Source organism: Rhizobium phaseoli (assembly GCF_003985125.1).
GTDB classification, from domain to species: domain Bacteria; phylum Pseudomonadota; class Alphaproteobacteria; order Rhizobiales; family Rhizobiaceae; genus Rhizobium; species Rhizobium phaseoli.
This window is the reverse complement of the sequence record NZ_ML133610.1, coordinates 1-17,001: the sequence shown is the minus strand read 5'-3', so window position 1 is coordinate 17,001 and position 17,001 is coordinate 1. Positions and strand designations below refer to the sequence as shown.

Sequence of the window (17,001 nt, the reverse complement as noted above, 5' to 3'; positions counted from 1 at the left end):
ACAGGTTGTCCTTGATCAGGCCGAGTCTACTGACGGGCGGTTTGGATTGTAGGCTGCCGTGCGGGCGATGCCAATTGTAACGGTGGAGCCAGAGCGGCAGGTCGGCGGCGCGCTGCTGCGAGGTTTCGTAGGCCTTGGCATATGCCCATTCGCGCAGTGCGGTCTGGACGAGGCGTTCGGCCTTACCATTTGTCTTCGGCGTATAGGGTTTGGTGCGGATGTGTTTGATGCTGAGCCGCCGCAGCGCCTTGGCGTATCGATGGGAACGGAAGCTTGTGCCGTTGTCGGTCATGACGCGCTGGACCTTGACGCCATGGGCTTTGAAGAAGCGCAAAGCATTGAAGAGAAAGCGCAGACAGGAGCGTCGCGTCTCGTCGGGTAATATTTCCAAATAGGCCAGGCGTGAATGGTCGTCGATGGCCAGATGGACGTATTCCCAACCGATGCCGCGGCTGTTGCTCTGCCCCGTGCGATCGCCGGTGATGCGGTGGCCGGTTCGGTTGAATTTGCCGAGTTTCTTGATGTCGATATGGATGAGTTCGCCGGGCTGGTCGCGTTCGTAGCGCCGCACCGGCTCAGCCGGGGCCAAGGCCTTGAGCTTGTTCAGGCCAAGGCGCTTGAGGATGCGGCTGACTGTGGCTGGCGAGACACCCGTCTCCTTGGCGATGTGTTGGCCGGTCATGCGCAGGCGGCGTAACGTCTCGATCCGGGCGGCGGTGGCCTGCGAGGTCGGATGATACAGGCGGTGCGGTCGGGAACTGCGATCATTGAGACCGGCCTCGCCCTCTCGTCGATAGCGCCTTACACACTTATAGACAGTCTTCACGCAGACGCCGAAAGCCGCAGCGACGGCCATCGGTCGCTGTCCTTCCATCAGCACGCGGTGCGCAATTACCGCTCGACTGAGCGGCGTGAGGCGGGCATTCATATGGATGTCCATTCGGTCCCCCGAGAATCACTGAAGCTTCGACAACCTCAGCTTTCCCGGTCCGGATCGAATGGACAACCTATTGGAAGCTCACAGCTAGAGCGGGCTGCAGCGAGAAGCGGCCAGGGGCCTCGAGCCAGGCACGATCATACTCAAACACGATTGTTTCGGCACCACGGGCGCGATTGCTCCGGGCCATATGGGACGTGTGCGGCCGTGAAGGTCGAGATGAACTTCGAAATCAGCCATCGCGTGACGATCCCGGTGATCGCCTTGGGTGAGCGTGCTTGGGCAACTCTGCATTGGCCAGAGACTGGCCGACGCTGTCGTTACCGATGTCGGCGACTTGGCTCAGCCCATCTAGCAGGCCGAGTGCCTGGAGGACGCCTGCATAGATGCCGATGCTGACATTGGTGTCGCCGGCCTCGATCTTTTGAAGCGTTGAGCGTGAGGTGAAGGCACGTTCGGCTACTACCGCCATAGGCAGGCGGCGACGTCGACGTGCGTCGTGGATGTCTGCGCCCAGTTTGCGCAGCGAGCGCCGCACAGCGGCCGGAGGGTTGTGAGGTGTCGGAATTTGTCACCTTCGCACTACAGATTGCACTAGATATGTAGCACGAAGGTTACAATTTTTCAAGAGAGATGGTCAGAGAGAAAAGTGGTTAGAATGGGAATTGCGGGAGCGATAGCGCAAGTACGAGCCAGGCTGGCAGGCGAAGAAAGATGGCGGATCTTGAGGCGCTCAAGATCGATGCCGCCTCCGGACTGGAGGCGCGATCGGAACCACTATCGTCTGCTGATGCGGCTTTTGCCGATTGCCAAGCTGCACCCGGCCCTTAGTCGAACGGGTGCTCCTGGAAGATGCGGTGGTGTCGGTGACCGTGGACACCTCGTCGATCAGGGTCGCAACCGTCGCTGGTTTTGAGAAATCGGCGGGCGGACATTGTCGGCCATCAGGACACCAATTGAACTAGGCCATTTGGACTAGAATTTCCACTTATGGCGCGCCAACCGATCGGTTCCTCATGGATCGGGAAGCCGACCTCTACGCAGCGGGCTAAATCCTCGAGAATAGTTGCTAATGACCGCTCATCAGACAATCTTATTGAAAGTTCCCCGCGAAGCGGCCATATATTTAGCTCAAATTCATTAGTGCTACGTAGGACATTGATCATGGTAGATGTGGAGCTGCAGGTCGCTCGGCAAAATGCCTCTCTTCGAGTGCAAGTCGAAGAAAGGCTCAGACAGGCTATTGCGACGGGCAAGTTCAAGCCGGGGCAAAGGCTCGTCGAGCGCGAGCTTTGCGAAATGATCGGCGTGGGTCGCACGTCCGTCCGTGAAGCGCTTCGGCAGCTTGAGGCAGAGGGATTGATCACAAGCTTCCCCCACAAGGGTCCAGTTGTCAGTATCATAACCTATGAGGAGGCCGCTCAGCTCTACACCGTCCGCGCGCTGCTCGAGGGGTTTGCTGGTCAGCAGTTCGCCGAAAATGGAACGGCGGAAGATATTGCCACTTTGCAAGATGCCGTTAGAGAATTCGAAGCGTCGGCGGAAAGCGGCGTGGGACACAGGCTCATCGCTGCCAAAAACGCCTTCTATGACTGCTTGATGGATGGCAGCAAAAACGTCTTCGTCAGGCAAATGCTAACATCGCTGCACAACCGGATCAATCTTCTGCGCATGACTTCGATGACACAACCGGGGCGCCTCAAACATAGCATTGCAGAAATCAAAGAGATTGCCGAAGCGATCCAAAATCGCAACGGACCCAGGGCTGCGGCCGCTTGTAAGCACCACATTGATATGGCTGCGAAAGTCGCACTCGAGTACCTGCGCAACAACACCTCAGGCTGATGCCATAAGATTTTCCGAAAATTGACAGATTGTCTGATGCTGGAGGTGGCCGGGTGTAATTAAATCCTTCAGGCACGGTGCTTTTGACCACGCAACAACCTCTCTGGTGAACATCGGACGATAAGATGGGTGCTGCTTGCACGGTCATTTTAAGTGAGGTGATTGAAGAAGCGACGGCAAAATTGGCGTCGTAGCGAGGGCGCGCCGGCCCAAGCATGAATTTTCCGATTGACAGATTGTCTGATAGGTCGTTAACTACTCCTCACTAACGGAGGTAGCTGATTGTGCTTGCCTCACATTCGGGAGCGGGACGTTGTCACCACGAAAAAATCTGCGCGTCGCCTTTATTGGTCTCGGCGCAATGGGCGGGCCGATGGCACAACATCTGTTGTCGGCTCAATTCGAAGTCACTGGCTTTGATCTATCGGCCGAGGCTAGGGAAAGGTTCGCGGCCGTCGGCGGCGTTCCGGCAGAGACGGTAGCGGAAGCATTCAATGGCGCCGATGTTGCGGTTACCATGCTTCCCAACGGCAAGATTGTTCAAGACGCGCTCTTCAAGGATGGGGCCTGGCAATCCCTGAGTGCTGACGCGCTTGTCATCGACATGAGCTCATCGGCGCCCAATGATACTCGTGAGCTCGCAGAGCGCTTGCATCAGAAGGGCTTGCGGCTGGTCGATGCTCCCGTGTCAGGCGGAGTGAAGCGAGCCGTCGAAGGCTCTCTTACTATCATGGCAGGCGGTGCTTCTGACGATATCGATCAAGCTGATCCCATCCTGTGCGCCATGGGCGGCCAGATTTTTAGGACAGGCCCGATCGGCTCAGGGCACGCCATGAAAGCCATCAACAATTTCGTATCGGGAGCCGGGGTTCTGGCAGCTATCGAAGGCGTTCTTCTTGGCCGAACGTTTGGTCTCGATCCTAGAACGATCGTCGATATTCTCAACTCGTCGTCTGGCAAGAACAACGCAACAGAAGTGAAGATGAAGCAGTTCATCCTCTCGGAGACTTTTGGCTCTGGTTTTGCTTTGGGGCTTATGGCGAAAGACATTAGGATTGCAGCGGACTTGTCGAAGGCGCTCAATCTCCAGCTGCCGACATTGGCCGGTACCGCTGATGCCTGGGATGCTGCTCGGCATGCTTTAGGCCCCGATGTCGACCATACGAAAATTGCGCAGTTCGTGAAAGATCAGGCCTGACCGCGAAAAACTACGCCAAACTGACAGTTGAAAATTGTCTGATAATCTGTCAAATATGATGAAGGGAGCGAAACCCAATGGCCACTTTGGACAGGAAAGATAAGGGGTCTAAGGCCGGCGAGCGAACAGCTCCATCGGAGCAGTTCAAGCGCGGACTTGCTACTCGTCGGCAGGTGATGGGGGACGCTTACGTTGATGCGGCCCTCGGAAAGGCGACCGACTTCACCTGGCCGATGCAGGAACTCGTCACCGAGTATTGTTGGGACAATATCTGGAACCGACCTGGCCTCGACCGTCGCGCTCGATCGATCCTCAACCTTGGAATGATAGCGGTTTTAAACCGACCGCACGAGCTCAGAGGCCACATCCGCGGCGCCATCAACAACGGTGTTACGAAACAGGAGATCCAGGAGATCTTCCTTCAGGTGGCTATCTACGTTGGTGTGCCAGCAGGCATCGACAGTTTCAGGCATGCCCAGGAAGTATTCACCGAAATGGGCATTTGAGAATGTGCTGTCCCGTGAGGGGGCATGTACAACATGCGCGGAGTTCTCAGCGCTTATCAACAAGGGAGGAGCCTAAAATGGCGATAGATCTCAAGAAATTCATAGAATTCGTGCGGGAGGATTTCGAGTTCAAGCGCGAAACTCGTTATCTTAACGGTATATTAAAATGCGATTTCCCTACCCGCAGTGTAGCGCTTCATTTCGAGGACGGTACGTTGCTAAAGGTGGAAGAGGCCGAATACGACGACGACAAGTGCACTATCGTCATACGCGGGACCGGTTCACAGTGGGAGGCGCTGCTTCAGCACAAACCCTTGCCGTTTTATCAGTGCTTGCAGTCATCAAACATCAAGCATGGCCTCTACCTTAGCAGTAACAACGAAACCTTCGCGTATCTGCCTGCTCTCAACCGCATGACCACCCTGATGCGCAATGCCCGTTCTGAAGGAGCAGCAGCATGACCAAGTTTGACCCCATTATCGGCCGTTATCTCTATCTCACCGTAGAAGGTATCGAGTACCGCGTCTATTACGAAGAAGCGGGCCAGGGGATTCCGCTTCTCGTCGGTCATACGGCAGGGTCCGACGGTCGCCAATACCGTCATATGCTTTGCGATTCCGACGTGACGAAAAATTTTCGCGTCATCGCGTTCGATCTGCCGTATCACGGCAAGTCCCTTCCCCCCTACGGCGTTCGCTGGTGGGAGAAGGAATACAACATGACCAAGAAGTTCATGATGGACTTCCAGCTCGAACTCTCAAAAGCCCTCGACCTAGACCGCCCCGTTTATTTGGGCAGCTCCATGGGCGGCCATCTCGCGATCGACCTGGCATCGAACTATCCGGACAACTTCCGCGCCACGATCTCGGTCGAAGGTGCGTTGCGCTCGGCGGCGGAGTACGTCGACGTCGGTATGGCTGGCATCCGCAGGGAGTTCGACAATCCAAACGTCAATCGCACCTCCATCGGTGCGGCGATGATGCTGAATATCTCACCGTACTCGCCAGAAGCGAATGTCCGTGAAATCCAGTGGGAATACAGCTGCGGTGGACCGGGAATCTTCGCGGGTGATCTTTATTACTACTACTACGACCACGATGTGTCGCCAGAAGAAGCCAGCAAAATCGATACGTCGAAATGTATGCTATACTTCCTCACGGGCGAATACGATCCAAACACGTCCCCGGCCGATACCAAGATTGCTGCAGACCTGGTCAAAGGCTCCAAGTTTTGGACAATGGAAAAGCTCGGACATTTTCCCGTTACTGAGGACTATAGCGAGTTCCGGAAGTATCTGTTGCCGATTCTTGAGGAGATCCAACAGTCATCAGCAGCTCGGTCTAAGGTTGCCTGATCCTTTTCTCGGGAGGAGAACTTCAATGAGGTGCATTCTGAATGTCACACTTGGGGCGCTGATCTCGGTTAGCGCCCTGGCGACAACCGCTTACGCGGATGGTGTCGATCAGCTACCGGCTACAGAAAAGAAGATCTATGAAACTGTAGATCCGCAGATTCCATTGGGGGCGAGCGCCTACAAAGACTTCAAGCCCAAAAAGGGTCCTCCGTGGAAGATCGGCTATGCAAGCAGCTACGCTGGCAACACCTGGCGAGCCGCAGCTCTCGATGCGGTCATGAGCGATCTTTTACCGCGATCAAAGGCTGCGGGCCTGGTGTCTGATGTCGTGGTCACCCAGTCGGATCTTAAAGACGCCGTTCAGATCCAGCAGATGCGTCAGATGGTGGACGAAGGCGTCGATGCAATCATCATCTGCTGCTCGAACGTCACGGCTCTTAATCAGACGATCGAATATGCCTACAAAGCCGGTGTGCCGGTGTTCTCATTTTCGGGCTACGTGACGTCGCCATACGCCATCAATGGCGCGGCCAATCACGCGCAGGGCGGTGCCGAGATGGCGACGTGGCTGGCGGAAAAAATAGGAGAGAAGGGCAATATCCTTCTCGTTTCTGGTATTCCCGGTTTCGCTTCTTCGGACAGCTTTGACAAAGCGGCTAAGGAAGCACTTGCTAAGTACCCCGACATAAAGGTCGTCGGTGAAGTTGCAGGGAAGTGGACCGACCAGGTGGCCCAGGTCGAAGTTCAGAAGTTTCTTGCGACGAACCCGACGAAGATTGATGGGATCCTCACGCAGGGGGCCCAAGAGAACGGCGTTCTCAACGCAATGCTGCAGTCAGGTCGAGACATGATCCCGATTACTCTCGGGGGGGAAGCTTCCGCCGCGTGCTACTGGCGCAAGAACCCCGAGTTTGTGGACAGGAGTTTCCATATTTGGCCGCCGCGTCGCGAGATGCAACAGATGTGGGAGATCATGCTCCGCACATTGGAGGGACAAGGCCCTAAGGTTCAGTCCTTCCTTCGACCCGTCTTGCCTTACACCATCGATGAAGTCCGCGCGGCAATACCAGAAGATTGCGACTTGAACTCGACAGACTTCGTGGAGCCCAAGGCGGACGGGTGGTTTCCTGCTGCGATTGCTGCAGACTACTTCGAACGCCCGGCTGATCCCTGGAAGCCTGTGTCGAAGTGAAACTGTTCTGCCCGGTGGGTCTTGCCACCGGACAGAAGTTTCTCTTGTGGGAGGACCGCCTCGCGCGGCCGTTGGGATTAGAGGATCTCCGATGCAAAACCAAACTACGATCAAGTTGATCAATGTTGCCAAGTCTTTCGGCGAGACTAAGGCCTTAAAGAAGTGTGATTTTGAAGCCCGGGCCGGAGAAGTGCACGCCATCGTCGGAGAAAATGGAAGTGGCAAAAGCACGATGGCGAAGATCATGTCTGGAGTGTTGCACCCAGATTCCGGGAGCGTTTCGGTCCTTGGAGAAGAGATTTCGACTCCGACTGACGCCAAGCGCATCGGGCTGACAACGATCTTCCAGGAAGTGCTGGTGGCCGACGAGGCCAGTGTATTGGAAAACCTGTATGTCGGGCGCGACGGCATCTTCCGCTCGCAGGGCGGCAGTGGTCGGCGTACCGAGGCTGAGGAGATCCTGAAACGCCTCGTCGGCAAGCCCGTGGATCTCGATCAGAACGTTGGGGCATTGCCTCTGAGCGTCAAGCAATGGATAGTTATTGCGCGAGCGGTCTTGCGCAGGCCGAAGGTCCTCATCCTCGATGAATCGTCTGCGGCATTAGACCTCGATTCCACGATCCGCCTCCACGAGGAAATTGATCGTCTCCGTAGGGAAGGTGCGACCGTGCTGATCGTAACGCATCGGATCGCTGAACTTGTCCGCATCGCCGATCGAGCCACGATCCTTCGCGACGGCGTCACCATTGGTACGCTCGAGAAGCATGAAATAACTGAAGAGAACCTGCTTTCAATGATGACGCCCGCGGACCGAAACGCAAGCGACGCGAAGGCGTACGAATCAAAGCAAGTAGGCGCCGCCGCGCCGGCCGTGGTAGCGGTAAGAGACCTCGTTACTCACAGCGCGGCAGCGCCCTTCGATTTCGATCTACCGAAAGGAGCGATCATCGGTGTTGCAGGACTCGACGGGCAGGGGCAGGACGCTTTCGTACGCGCCGTTGCGGGTATCATCCAGCCTTTTGGTGGTAATGTCCAAGTCTGGTCATCCAGCACCGAGAGAATGAAAAAGGTCGCATCGCTCGAAGACGCTACCAAAGCAGGAATCTCGTATATTTCCGGCGACCGCAAGCGTGAAGGTATCTTCCCTCAGCAGAGCATCTTCGAAAATCTTGCCATCGGCGTCTATCGCAAGAACCTCGGTCCTCTTGGTATAATCAATAAGGCCGGCTTCAAACCCATGTTCAAACGCGAGGTGGATCGGCTCCGGATTAAGATTGGAAGTCCGGCGAACAAGATCACCTCACTGTCGGGCGGAAATCAGCAAAAAGTTTTGATCGGCCGTGCCTTTGCAAACGAACCGTCCGTCATCGTCCTTAACGATCCCGCTCGCGGTGTCGACCTCGGAACGAAGCGCGATCTCTACCGCGAACTGCGCCTGTTCACGGAGAAGGGTGGCAGCGTGATTTATCTATCAAGCGAAATCGAAGAGTTCATCGGCTTTGCGGACCGCGTCGACGTCTTCTTTGCTGGAAGGCTTTTCCGGTCGCTAGCAGGCGAGGACATAGCGGAAGAGCCAATCTTGGCCGCAATGTTTGGAAAATCGCCAAACGCCTCCATCGAGTTCGATCTGGAAAGGACTGCATGATGTCTGGAATCGCATTCCGTCAAATCACCCAGGACCGTTCCCTCTTCGTGCCGGCCGGCCTATTCATTGTCCTTTTGGTCGCCGTTGCCCTACGCGGACACGGGCTATTCACGAACAACGGCCTCGCAGGTGCAATCCTTGTCGCCACGCCCTTGATTCTAACGGCGCTTGCCCTCACCCCCATTGTCATGGCGGGTCGTGGAGCAGTGGACCTTTCAGTTGGCCCCTTGATGGGGTTCATCAACGTTACCCTTATTACCTGGCTTGTGGGTAACGGAATTACCAACCCTATCGCAGTGATAGTATGGGCAGTCGGCCTGGGAGCGGCATTCCAGCTACTCCAGGCGCTGGTTATCATTTATGTGCGTGTCGCTCCGATAATCGTTACGCTGTCGGGTTTTCTTGTCCTCTCCGGGTTGAACCTGATGGTGATGTCCCGACCGGGTGGAGTCGCGCCCGACTGGATGCTTAGCTGGGGGGCGGGGACCGACATCATGTCACCTGTTTTGCTGTTGCTGGTTGCAGCGTATGCATTATGGCTCCTTCTCAGGGGGACTATGTTTTACCGCAACCTTCGCATGACGGGTGCGGATGAGCGCATGGCGTATACGAGCGGCGTTCGAGTGGACGCAGTCCGCATCATCGCCCACGTTGTTGGTGGAGCATTCGCTGGACTTGCCGCCCTCAGCTACACGGCGCTGATCTCCTCTGGTGATCCGACGCAGGGCAGCACCTACACCCTTCAGGCTGTTACGGCCCTGGTTCTCGGAGGTGCGAGCCTCTCCGGTGGTCGTGGTGGAGCACTTGGATCTACGCTTGGCGCGATCAACATGTTCCTCATCTCCTATCTCCTCTCCACCTTCAACTTCGGCACGGTTTCGGGGTTCGTTACCCAGATGGCATTCGGCTTAATCCTCGTCGGATCACTTCTCGTGAACGTCTTTGTCATCAGTCGCCGCGCGGTTGTGTAAGGAGCAAGATAATGGTCGCGACAGTTATGAATTCCGAAATCAAATCGGCTCAGAAGTCTAACCCGCTCAAGGCTCATCGGAGCATCGTCATTGGCTTTGTTCTTCTGGCCTCTCTCTTAGCACTCGGTGCATTGCTGGTCCCCGGCTTCGTATCATCCCAAAACGCGCGTTCAATCCTTCTTCTCGCAGCGTTTCTGGGGCTTGCCTCCATTGGCCAGACCCTGTGCGCTCTGGTCGGTGCGCTCGATCTTTCGATACCATATATTATTGGAGGCGCGAACATCCTCCTTCCCAGCCTTATGGTCGCAGGTATTCCCGCTCCCCTCGCGATGCTGGTTGTCATGCTCCTCGGTGCGCTTGTCGGGGCCGCCAATGGCGCCCTGAGCTTCCGTCTCCAAGGGCAAGCGCTGATCATGTCGCTCGGAGTTGGCTTCGCGGCCGTCGGTGCGGTCCAGATCTACACCTCACTCGGCTCGGCGTTTGGTGGTACAGTGTTTGCTCCGGTACCCGAATGGCTGAGGAACATTTCGGCGTTCAACGGAAAGTTTTTCGGCCTGTCGCTGCCTCCGGTCATCGTGATCTGGGCTATCGTCGCCATCGCGCTTGGATGGTTCATGTACAACACCTGGTTTGGCCGCAGCATTTACGCCGTCGGCGGAAGCCGGACGGCGGCCGCCCGCCTCGGAATCTCCGAATTCAAGGTCTGGACCGTCATCCATAGCGTCAGCGGTGCCATGTCTGCAATCACGGGCATGCTGCTACTAGGGTTTTCCGGTGGTGGCTTCGTCGGCGTGGGCGACCCTTATCTTTTCACCACCGTAGCAGCGGTGGTGATTGGAGGGACGTCGCTTCTTGGTGGGGCGGGCGGCTATGGCGCGACAGTGCTCGGTGTTCTTGTCCTGACTGTACTGACCTCGCTTTTAGTTGGCCTCGGACTGAACTTTCCGGCGCAGCAGGCTGTCGTCGGTCTGCTCATCGTTCCGATGGTCGCGATATACGCACGGTCACCACACATTCGAAATCAGATATGATCAATGCATAGAAAGGAAGATCCATGGCAATCTCCAGCACCCTGCTAGGCCGTTTAAAGGACCAGACTCTCGTTCGCGAGCAGATGCTGGTTGGAGGAAAGTGGTCGAGCGAAGGGGTAAACGGCACACGCATCAACGTGCTAAATCCCTCCACGATGGACGTCCTTGCCTCTTTGCCTAGCGCTGGCCTTGCTGAAGTGCGAGCCTCTATCGATGCTGCAAAGGCTGCACAGAAGAAGTGGGCTAAGGTTTCGGCGAAGGAACGCTCGCTGATCATGCGGAAGTTCTACGAAGAGGTGGTAGCTAACGCTGAAGACCTGGCCGTAATTCTGACATCGGAAATGGGCAAGCCACTGGCGGAAGCGCGTGGCGAGATTGCTTACGGCGCTTCCTACATCGAATGGTTCGGTGAGGAAGCCAAGCGTGTCTATGGTGACACCATTCCAGGTCACCAGGCCGACAAGCGACTGCTTGTCATCAAGCAGCCGGTTGGCGTTGTGGCCGCCATCGCTCCTTGGAACTTTCCGTCGGCGATGGTGTGCCGCAAGATCGCGCCGGCGCTCGCGTCCGGCTGCGCGATCGTATTCAAGCCTGCTGCCGAGACTCCGTTGTCGGCGCTTGCATTGGCGATCCTCGCGGAGCGTGCCGGAATACCCGATGGCTTGTTCAGCGTCCTCCCGACGGATAATGCAAGAATGTTTGGCGAGGAGGTCTGCTCCAACCCGGTCGTCAAGAAACTGACCTTCACCGGTTCGACCGAAGTTGGCCGTATCTTGATGGCGCAAGGCGCCCAGAAGATCATGAAGCTGAGCCTGGAACTCGGCGGCAATGCGCCGTTTATCGTTTTCGACGATGCAGATCTCGACCAGGCGGTCGAGGGGGCTATGCTTTCTAAGTTTCGTAACGCGGGTCAGACCTGCGTGTGCGCGAACCGTATTTACGTACAGAGCGGGATCCATGACAGGTTCGTCGAGAAGCTGGCAATGCGCGTGAGTGCCTTGCAGGTTCTTGACGGGTTTGAGAGCGGGGCGACGATCGGCCCGTTGATCAACGATGAAGCGGTAGCAAAGCTCTATGGTCATATCGATGACGCTGTGACCAAGGGTGCGACTGTCGTGGTTGGTGGTGACCGCGATGCTCGCGGAGGCACGTTCGTCCAACCAACGCTCCTCTCGGGTGCCACAAAGGATATGAAGGTTGCGCGTGAGGAAACCTTCGCGCCTCTGGCTCCGGTGTTCAAGTTCGATACTGTCGAGGAAGTCATCGAACTCGCGAACGATACGGAATTCGGCTTGGCAGCCTACTTTTTCGCCAACGACCTCAGGAACGTTTGGAAGGTCACAGAGGCGCTGGAATACGGCATGGTTGGCGTGAACACGGGTCTGATTTCCACCGAATTAGCGCCATTCGGCGGCGTCAAGCAATCCGGCTTCGGCCGAGAGGGCTCAAAGTACGGAATGGATGACTTCTTATCCATGAAATACGTCTGCATGGGCGGGATCGGCGCATAGCGATCGCCCAAGGGTCGCTCGCCTGAACTTAAAGGGGGAGAGGTCTGTTGAATAGAGGCAGGACAGCAACATCCTCTCCGCCGGTTGCGAGGTCTCAAAAGGCTGGACTTTTCTAGAGGTTTCGCGGGAGCTGTCCTACGGATCTTCCCTTCCGACCCCTTCTGGGGCCGGCCTTGCAGACGAGATTTCTGCCTGTCTTTTCGATTGTCGATCCTTCCGCCAATGCCCTACAAGGTAAGTCTTTCCCAGATAGCTTGTAGCCTTCGAAGAGGTAACACGACATGAACGAGCTGTTGCACCGTGGCGTTGTCGTTTCAACGTATCGGAGTCCTGAGCAGGAGCATGATCACCACCCGATCGATGCACGCGTTCGTCCTGAAATCGATCAGCCCGACGATGCTGCACGTGCCAGCGTGGAGGGTCAAGCGAAAGCCATTCGCGTCAACCAGCGACGCGTCAAGGTGTAGTTGTCGGCGGCCGCACCCTCAGTGTCGGTTTGACGTAGCCGCCGATCTTCGCCGGCGCCAGCCCTTTATGGTAGATCCGGATGCGTCCGGGTCATCCAGACGTCAAACGCGTAATGCAGGAAGAGATTCGATAGGATCGGGCTGACCACGCCCCCTTGCGGGGTACCACGCGTCCGCTCAATGACTTCTCCGTTCTTTTCCATAGGCGCGGTCAACCATCTTTCGATGTAGAGCAGAGCCCAGTTGCATTTGACGTCTTTTCTGACCGCCTTCAGCAAGAGATCATGTGGAAGATTGTCGAACAGCCCTTTGATGTCGAATTCCAGAACCCAATCGTACTTCCAGCACCGCTGACGCGTTACCCCAACGGCATCCAAAGCCGACTTCATCGGCCTGTAGCCATAGGAGTCTGGCAAGAAGAGCGGCTCTAAATCCGGCTCAATCATCTGCTTGACCACCATCTGCGCGATCCGATCACTGACCGTCGGCACACCCAAAACCCTTTCGCCTCCAGTCTTCTTTGGAATGGAGACGGCGCGCACCGGCGGCGGAAAGTAAGCCCCAGAAGACATCCGATTCCAGATCTTGTAGAGATTTCTCGCAAGGTCTTTCTCAAACATCTCCAGGGTCTCACCGTCCACCCCGGCTGCACCACGGTTGGCTTTGACCGCTTTGTAGGCTTCGTACACTTGCCGCTTCTCAATCCGAAACGGCTTGTCTGTCGTACCTATCGAAGTCATCCTGTTTCAAGTTGTTCCAAACAATACGACCACCTGATCCGATCCCTTTGCTCCGGCCCCATTACAGGGCCCTCAACGCTCATACGGATCGGTCCGCCCCAGTCTCCTGCATCGGTACTCTCGCCTTACGGTTTCTCCGCTTGGGCTTCTCCCTTGGCATCAGGAGCCGGGTTCCTGCAGTTCCGCGTGAAAGCCTGTGTCCAACTCACGCCCCTCTACGCCGGTCGCCGCCCGCCCAACCATCAGGCACCCGGCGGACTTGTCCCAGGATGACGAAACAGTCCTGGTTTCGACGACGCTTATATTCATAACGGCGCGTCTTCGGAGGGTTCACTTTCGTTCGTCTTTCGGACACGCACCTGCTCGGATCTCGTCCGAACTTTTCATCCGGCGCGCACCACCACGGCTCTTTGCCGCAGCAGCTCGGACTGGTTTGAGACCCGCTGACCTGCCACTGAATTTTCATCCGACTGCGATTAGAGCCTCGGCGGTTTTGAATACGCCAAGTGGCGCGGTGTGAGCAACCGGCGGAAACGCGAAGCCTTCATCTTGCGCAGCGTTGGAGCCGGTTGCGGCGATGGTCCCGGCATAATCTGCCGGGGTCTGATATCCGAGCGATGAGTGCGGCCGGAAATTATTGTACAACACGACGACAGAACACCCACGGGACCGAGGTTCGCGAGCTTCTGTATCCGTGGCATCCCTGGTCCGGACGGCTTGTTCACGTGCATGAGGCGGTGTCTAAAGGGACGCATATTTTCCGCTGCAGCCTTTCTGGTTCTTCTTCTGGTCGACTTCTTGAGGTCCCGTCGTGGATGTTCGACCGATCAGTGAGTGGTTGTTGGCGCAGCCTGGCGGTCCCGCACGTCGATCTCGCAAGCCTGCATTCTTTGGCAAGATTGCTGAAGGACGCTGATGCCTCATCGCAATCTTCGGTAATGGGCGCAGCATTGGTCTCTCACGAAACGAGTCGGAGAGATGTTCATGCCTCGCCAGCCCATGACATGCCAGTTCGATCTGTTCTCGGCCCCGCAGCGGGGGAAGACGGCAGGGACGCCGCAATGGCCGGAGTTGCCGGAGGAGACCCGCCAAGCGTTGACGGTGCTCATCGTGCGGCTGTTCGTCGATCACGCAAAGTGCGGACATGCCTGCCAACAGAAGGAGGCCGGTCATGATGCATGAGAAGATCGCGCCGCATCATCTGGAGCGGAAGGCCATCCTCTATGTTCGGCAGTCCTCGGCTCACCAGGTTCTGCACAATCGAGAGAGCAGCGCCCTCCAGTACGCCATGCGCGACCGTCTGGCAGCGCTTGGATGGTCACATATAGAGACGGTGGATGACGACCTTGGTCGTTCGGCCGCCGGCGGCGTGACCCGCGCTGGATTTGATCGGATGGTGGCGGAAGTCTGCCTTGGCAAGGTAGGCGCCGTGGCCGCGCGTGAGGTATCGCGCTTCGCCCGGAACAGCCGCGATTGGCAGCAACTCATCGAGATGTGCCGCGTTGTCGATACCGTCCTGGTCGACCAGGAAGCAGTTTATGCGCCCCGCCAGGGCAACGACCGCCTGCTCTTGGGTTTGAAGGGCAGCCTCAACGAGTATGAACTCGATCTCTTGCGTCAGCGTTCCCTTTCCGCCCGCTATGAGAAGGCTCGCCGCGGTGAACTCGTCGTCACTGTTCCGGCCGGCTTCGTAAAGGCCGGTGACAGGATCGAGAAGGATCCCAATCGGCGCATCCAGGAAGCCATCGCACTCGTCTTCGACAAGGTCACCGAACTCGGGAGTGCCCGGCAGGCCTTGCTATGGTTCCTTGAGCAGGGATTGGACCTGCCCGTCAGGTGCGCCAACGGTGACGTCATCTGGCGCAGGCCAAATTATGCCACCATCCACCGGATGATTGCGAACCCGATCTACGGCGGCGCTTATGCTTATGGTAAGAGTCGTTCCGTACCAGGATACGATGGCCGATCTGGAATTCGCCGCAAGGCGCGTGATGAATGGCTGGCGCTGATCCCGGATGCGCACGAAGGTTACATCAGTTGGGAACGGGCGGAGGAGATCCGCAAGATGGTCAGCGACAATGTACCGGCCAGTCGCCATCATGGAGCGCCGAAGCATGGCGACGCTCTGCTTGCCGGCCTGTTCCGCTGCAAAAGGTGCGGCCAGAAGCTGACGGTTCGTTACACAGGAGCCAACCATAACATCCCGCGCTATTCCTGTTGGCGAGGGTTGCTCGACAACGGCGAACCACGTTGCATCGCCTTCGGCGGTCTGCGGGTCGATGACGCGATCGAAGAGGCACTTCTCGGCGTGGTCGAGCCAGGAGCCATTGCCGCCGCCGTCGAGGCGGAACGCAATATGGCCAACCAACGCGATCAGGTTCAGGATGCCCTGATGCGCGACCTCGAGGCAGCACGCTATGTAGCCGACCGGGCATTCCGGCAATATGACGCGGCCGATCCAGAGAATAGGCTGGTGACGTCGGAGCTGGAAGCACGCTGGAACAAGGCGCTGACTGGCGTCGGTGAGATCGAGGCCAAGATTGCCAAACATCGGACAGTTACGCCGCATCCGTTCCCCATGTCCGCATCACAGGTAACCGCACTTGCGGGAAACCTTCGCGCCGTCTGGACGGCGCCGACAACCGATGCAAGGCTGAAGAAGCGCATCGTGCGCACGCTCATCAATGAAGTGGTCGCCGATCTCGATGATGGAACCTCTGAGATCGTCCTCGTCATTCATTGGGTTGGAGGCGTCCACACCGAACTGCGCCTGCCGAAGCGACACCGTGGCCAAAGAAATGCGACCCCTGACGACATTGTCGACGCTGTGAAACAGCTCGTCTTGATCGCCAATGATGATGTGATTGCCGGTGTCCTCAATCGCAACGGACTGACGACCGGCAATGGCAATCGCTGGACACGGGAGCGGGTCACCGCGCTGAGGTCATATCGCAAGATTCCGGTCTTCCGTCCGCAGATCGACGGGGTTGAGCCATGGCTTAATCTGGGCGGTGCGGCGAAGTTACTCGGGATATCGCCAAAGACGCTGCGTCTGGCGGCCGAGGCTGGCGATATTAAGGGGGCTCATCCGCTACCCGATGGCCCATGGATCTTCAGCCGTTCCAAACTCGCGACCCCGCAAGCACGTCAGATTCTCGATCGTGTACGGAAGAACCCCTCGCCACCCCGCGGGATCGCCTCCAGATCAGGAAAATCTATTCCTTTCAATGATATAGAAAGACGGGTGTTATGAAACAGGATTGTAATCGTCCGCCCATTCGGCAATGGCGCTTCGGGCATGATCGAGGCCAAAGAACAGGCTTTCGTTGAGCAGTTCGTCGCTCATCCGGCCGTTGAAGCTCTCGACATAGCCGTTCTGCATCGGCTTTCCCGGCGCGATGTAGTGCCACTCGACTTTGTGATCCTTCGACCACGCGAGGATGGCATTCGAGGTGAGTTCGGTGCCGTTGTCGGAGACGATCATTCCGGGCTTGCCACGTCGTTCGATCAGCGTCGTCAGCTCCCGTGCGACGCGGCGGCCGGAGATCGAGGTGTCCGGGATTGCTGCCAGGCATTCGCGCGTCACGTCATCGACGACATTGAG

At 57.1% G+C, this 17,001-nt stretch carries 15 protein-coding genes and 4 pseudogenes; 13 read left to right on the top strand and 6 right to left on the bottom strand.

What is annotated here, in order from left to right; all coding sequences use genetic code 11:
- From EFD56_RS31690 to EFD56_RS31680, 3 genes and pseudogenes are all read right to left on the bottom strand, one after another.
- Positions 1-940: IS481 family transposase (locus EFD56_RS31690; RefSeq protein ID WP_126907099.1), on the bottom strand; the 940-nt coding region annotated here is incomplete at its 3' end.
- Positions 941-1,016: 76 nt separating this feature from the next.
- A pseudogene (locus tag EFD56_RS33380) lies at positions 1,017-1,177 on the bottom strand (type II toxin-antitoxin system HipA family toxin); the annotation flags it as partial.
- Complete coding sequence (locus EFD56_RS31680) at positions 1,170-1,505, bottom strand: helix-turn-helix domain-containing protein (protein WP_037145352.1); 336 nt, start codon at positions 1,503-1,505, stop codon at positions 1,170-1,172. The gene EFD56_RS31680 and the pseudogene EFD56_RS33380, both read right to left, overlap by 8 nt.
- Before the next feature lie 596 nt (positions 1,506-2,101).
- Here EFD56_RS31680 and EFD56_RS31675 point away from each other — a divergent pair.
- The 11 genes from EFD56_RS31675 to EFD56_RS31625 all read left to right on the top strand — a co-directional run bounded on the left by EFD56_RS31675 (position 2,102) and on the right by EFD56_RS31625 (position 12,657).
- Positions 2,102-2,782 (top strand): GntR family transcriptional regulator, encoded by a 681-nt coding sequence (locus tag EFD56_RS31675; RefSeq protein ID WP_004668612.1) that lies wholly within the window; start codon positions 2,102-2,104, stop codon positions 2,780-2,782.
- Between the two features lie 313 nt (positions 2,783-3,095).
- A complete protein-coding gene (locus EFD56_RS31670; RefSeq protein WP_011053340.1) occupies positions 3,096-3,980 on the top strand; it encodes an NAD(P)-dependent oxidoreductase in 885 nt (294 codons plus the stop codon).
- Positions 3,981-4,057: 77 nt separating this feature from the next.
- Positions 4,058-4,486 (top strand): carboxymuconolactone decarboxylase family protein, encoded by a 429-nt coding sequence (locus EFD56_RS31665; protein ID WP_004668619.1) that lies wholly within the window; start codon positions 4,058-4,060, stop codon positions 4,484-4,486.
- Positions 4,487-4,563: 77 nt separating this feature from the next.
- Positions 4,564-4,947: a hypothetical protein gene (locus EFD56_RS31660; RefSeq protein ID WP_004668622.1), complete on the top strand. Its 384-nt coding sequence runs from the start codon at positions 4,564-4,566 to the stop codon at positions 4,945-4,947.
- A complete protein-coding gene (locus EFD56_RS31655; RefSeq protein WP_004668623.1) occupies positions 4,944-5,840 on the top strand; it encodes an alpha/beta fold hydrolase in 897 nt (298 codons plus the stop codon). The genes EFD56_RS31660 and EFD56_RS31655 overlap by 4 nt, the downstream gene beginning before the upstream one ends.
- Before the next feature lie 25 nt (positions 5,841-5,865).
- A complete protein-coding gene (locus tag EFD56_RS31650) occupies positions 5,866-7,032 on the top strand; it encodes an ABC transporter substrate-binding protein (RefSeq protein ID WP_037145350.1) in 1,167 nt (388 codons plus the stop codon).
- Positions 7,033-7,123: 91 nt separating this feature from the next.
- On the top strand, positions 7,124-8,677 hold the full coding sequence (locus tag EFD56_RS31645; protein WP_037145348.1) for a sugar ABC transporter ATP-binding protein: 1,554 nt from the start codon (positions 7,124-7,126) through the stop codon (positions 8,675-8,677).
- Positions 8,674-9,648 (top strand): ABC transporter permease, encoded by a 975-nt coding sequence (locus EFD56_RS31640; RefSeq protein WP_008534336.1) that lies wholly within the window; start codon positions 8,674-8,676, stop codon positions 9,646-9,648. The genes EFD56_RS31645 and EFD56_RS31640 overlap by 4 nt, the downstream gene beginning before the upstream one ends.
- Before the next feature lie 11 nt (positions 9,649-9,659).
- Complete coding sequence (locus EFD56_RS31635; protein ID WP_004668632.1) at positions 9,660-10,679, top strand: ABC transporter permease; 1,020 nt, start codon at positions 9,660-9,662, stop codon at positions 10,677-10,679.
- Positions 10,680-10,702: 23 nt separating this feature from the next.
- On the top strand, positions 10,703-12,190 hold the full coding sequence (locus EFD56_RS31630) for an NAD-dependent succinate-semialdehyde dehydrogenase (RefSeq protein WP_008534338.1): 1,488 nt from the start codon (positions 10,703-10,705) through the stop codon (positions 12,188-12,190).
- Between the two features lie 281 nt (positions 12,191-12,471).
- Positions 12,472-12,657: a hypothetical protein gene (locus EFD56_RS31625; protein WP_080712016.1), complete on the top strand. Its 186-nt coding sequence runs from the start codon at positions 12,472-12,474 to the stop codon at positions 12,655-12,657.
- Between the two features lie 68 nt (positions 12,658-12,725).
- Here the strand turns inward: EFD56_RS31625 and EFD56_RS31620 are convergent.
- Together EFD56_RS31620 and EFD56_RS31610 are read right to left on the bottom strand one after the other, a co-directional pair.
- Positions 12,726-13,397: pseudogene (locus EFD56_RS31620) on the bottom strand (group II intron reverse transcriptase/maturase); the annotation flags it as partial.
- A gap of 462 nt (positions 13,398-13,859) precedes the next feature.
- Positions 13,860-14,039, bottom strand: a pseudogene (locus EFD56_RS31610) (IS3 family transposase); the annotation flags it as partial.
- Positions 14,040-14,381: 342 nt separating this feature from the next.
- Here EFD56_RS31610 and EFD56_RS31600 point away from each other — a divergent pair.
- Complete coding sequence (locus EFD56_RS31600; protein ID WP_037145433.1) at positions 14,382-14,579, top strand: hypothetical protein; 198 nt, start codon at positions 14,382-14,384, stop codon at positions 14,577-14,579.
- Complete coding sequence (locus EFD56_RS31595; protein WP_245440657.1) at positions 14,569-16,650, top strand: recombinase family protein; 2,082 nt, start codon at positions 14,569-14,571, stop codon at positions 16,648-16,650. The genes EFD56_RS31600 and EFD56_RS31595 overlap by 11 nt, the downstream gene beginning before the upstream one ends.
- A gap of 6 nt (positions 16,651-16,656) precedes the next feature.
- Here EFD56_RS31595 and EFD56_RS31590 read toward each other — a convergent pair.
- Positions 16,657-17,001: pseudogene (locus tag EFD56_RS31590) on the bottom strand (integrase core domain-containing protein); the annotation flags it as partial.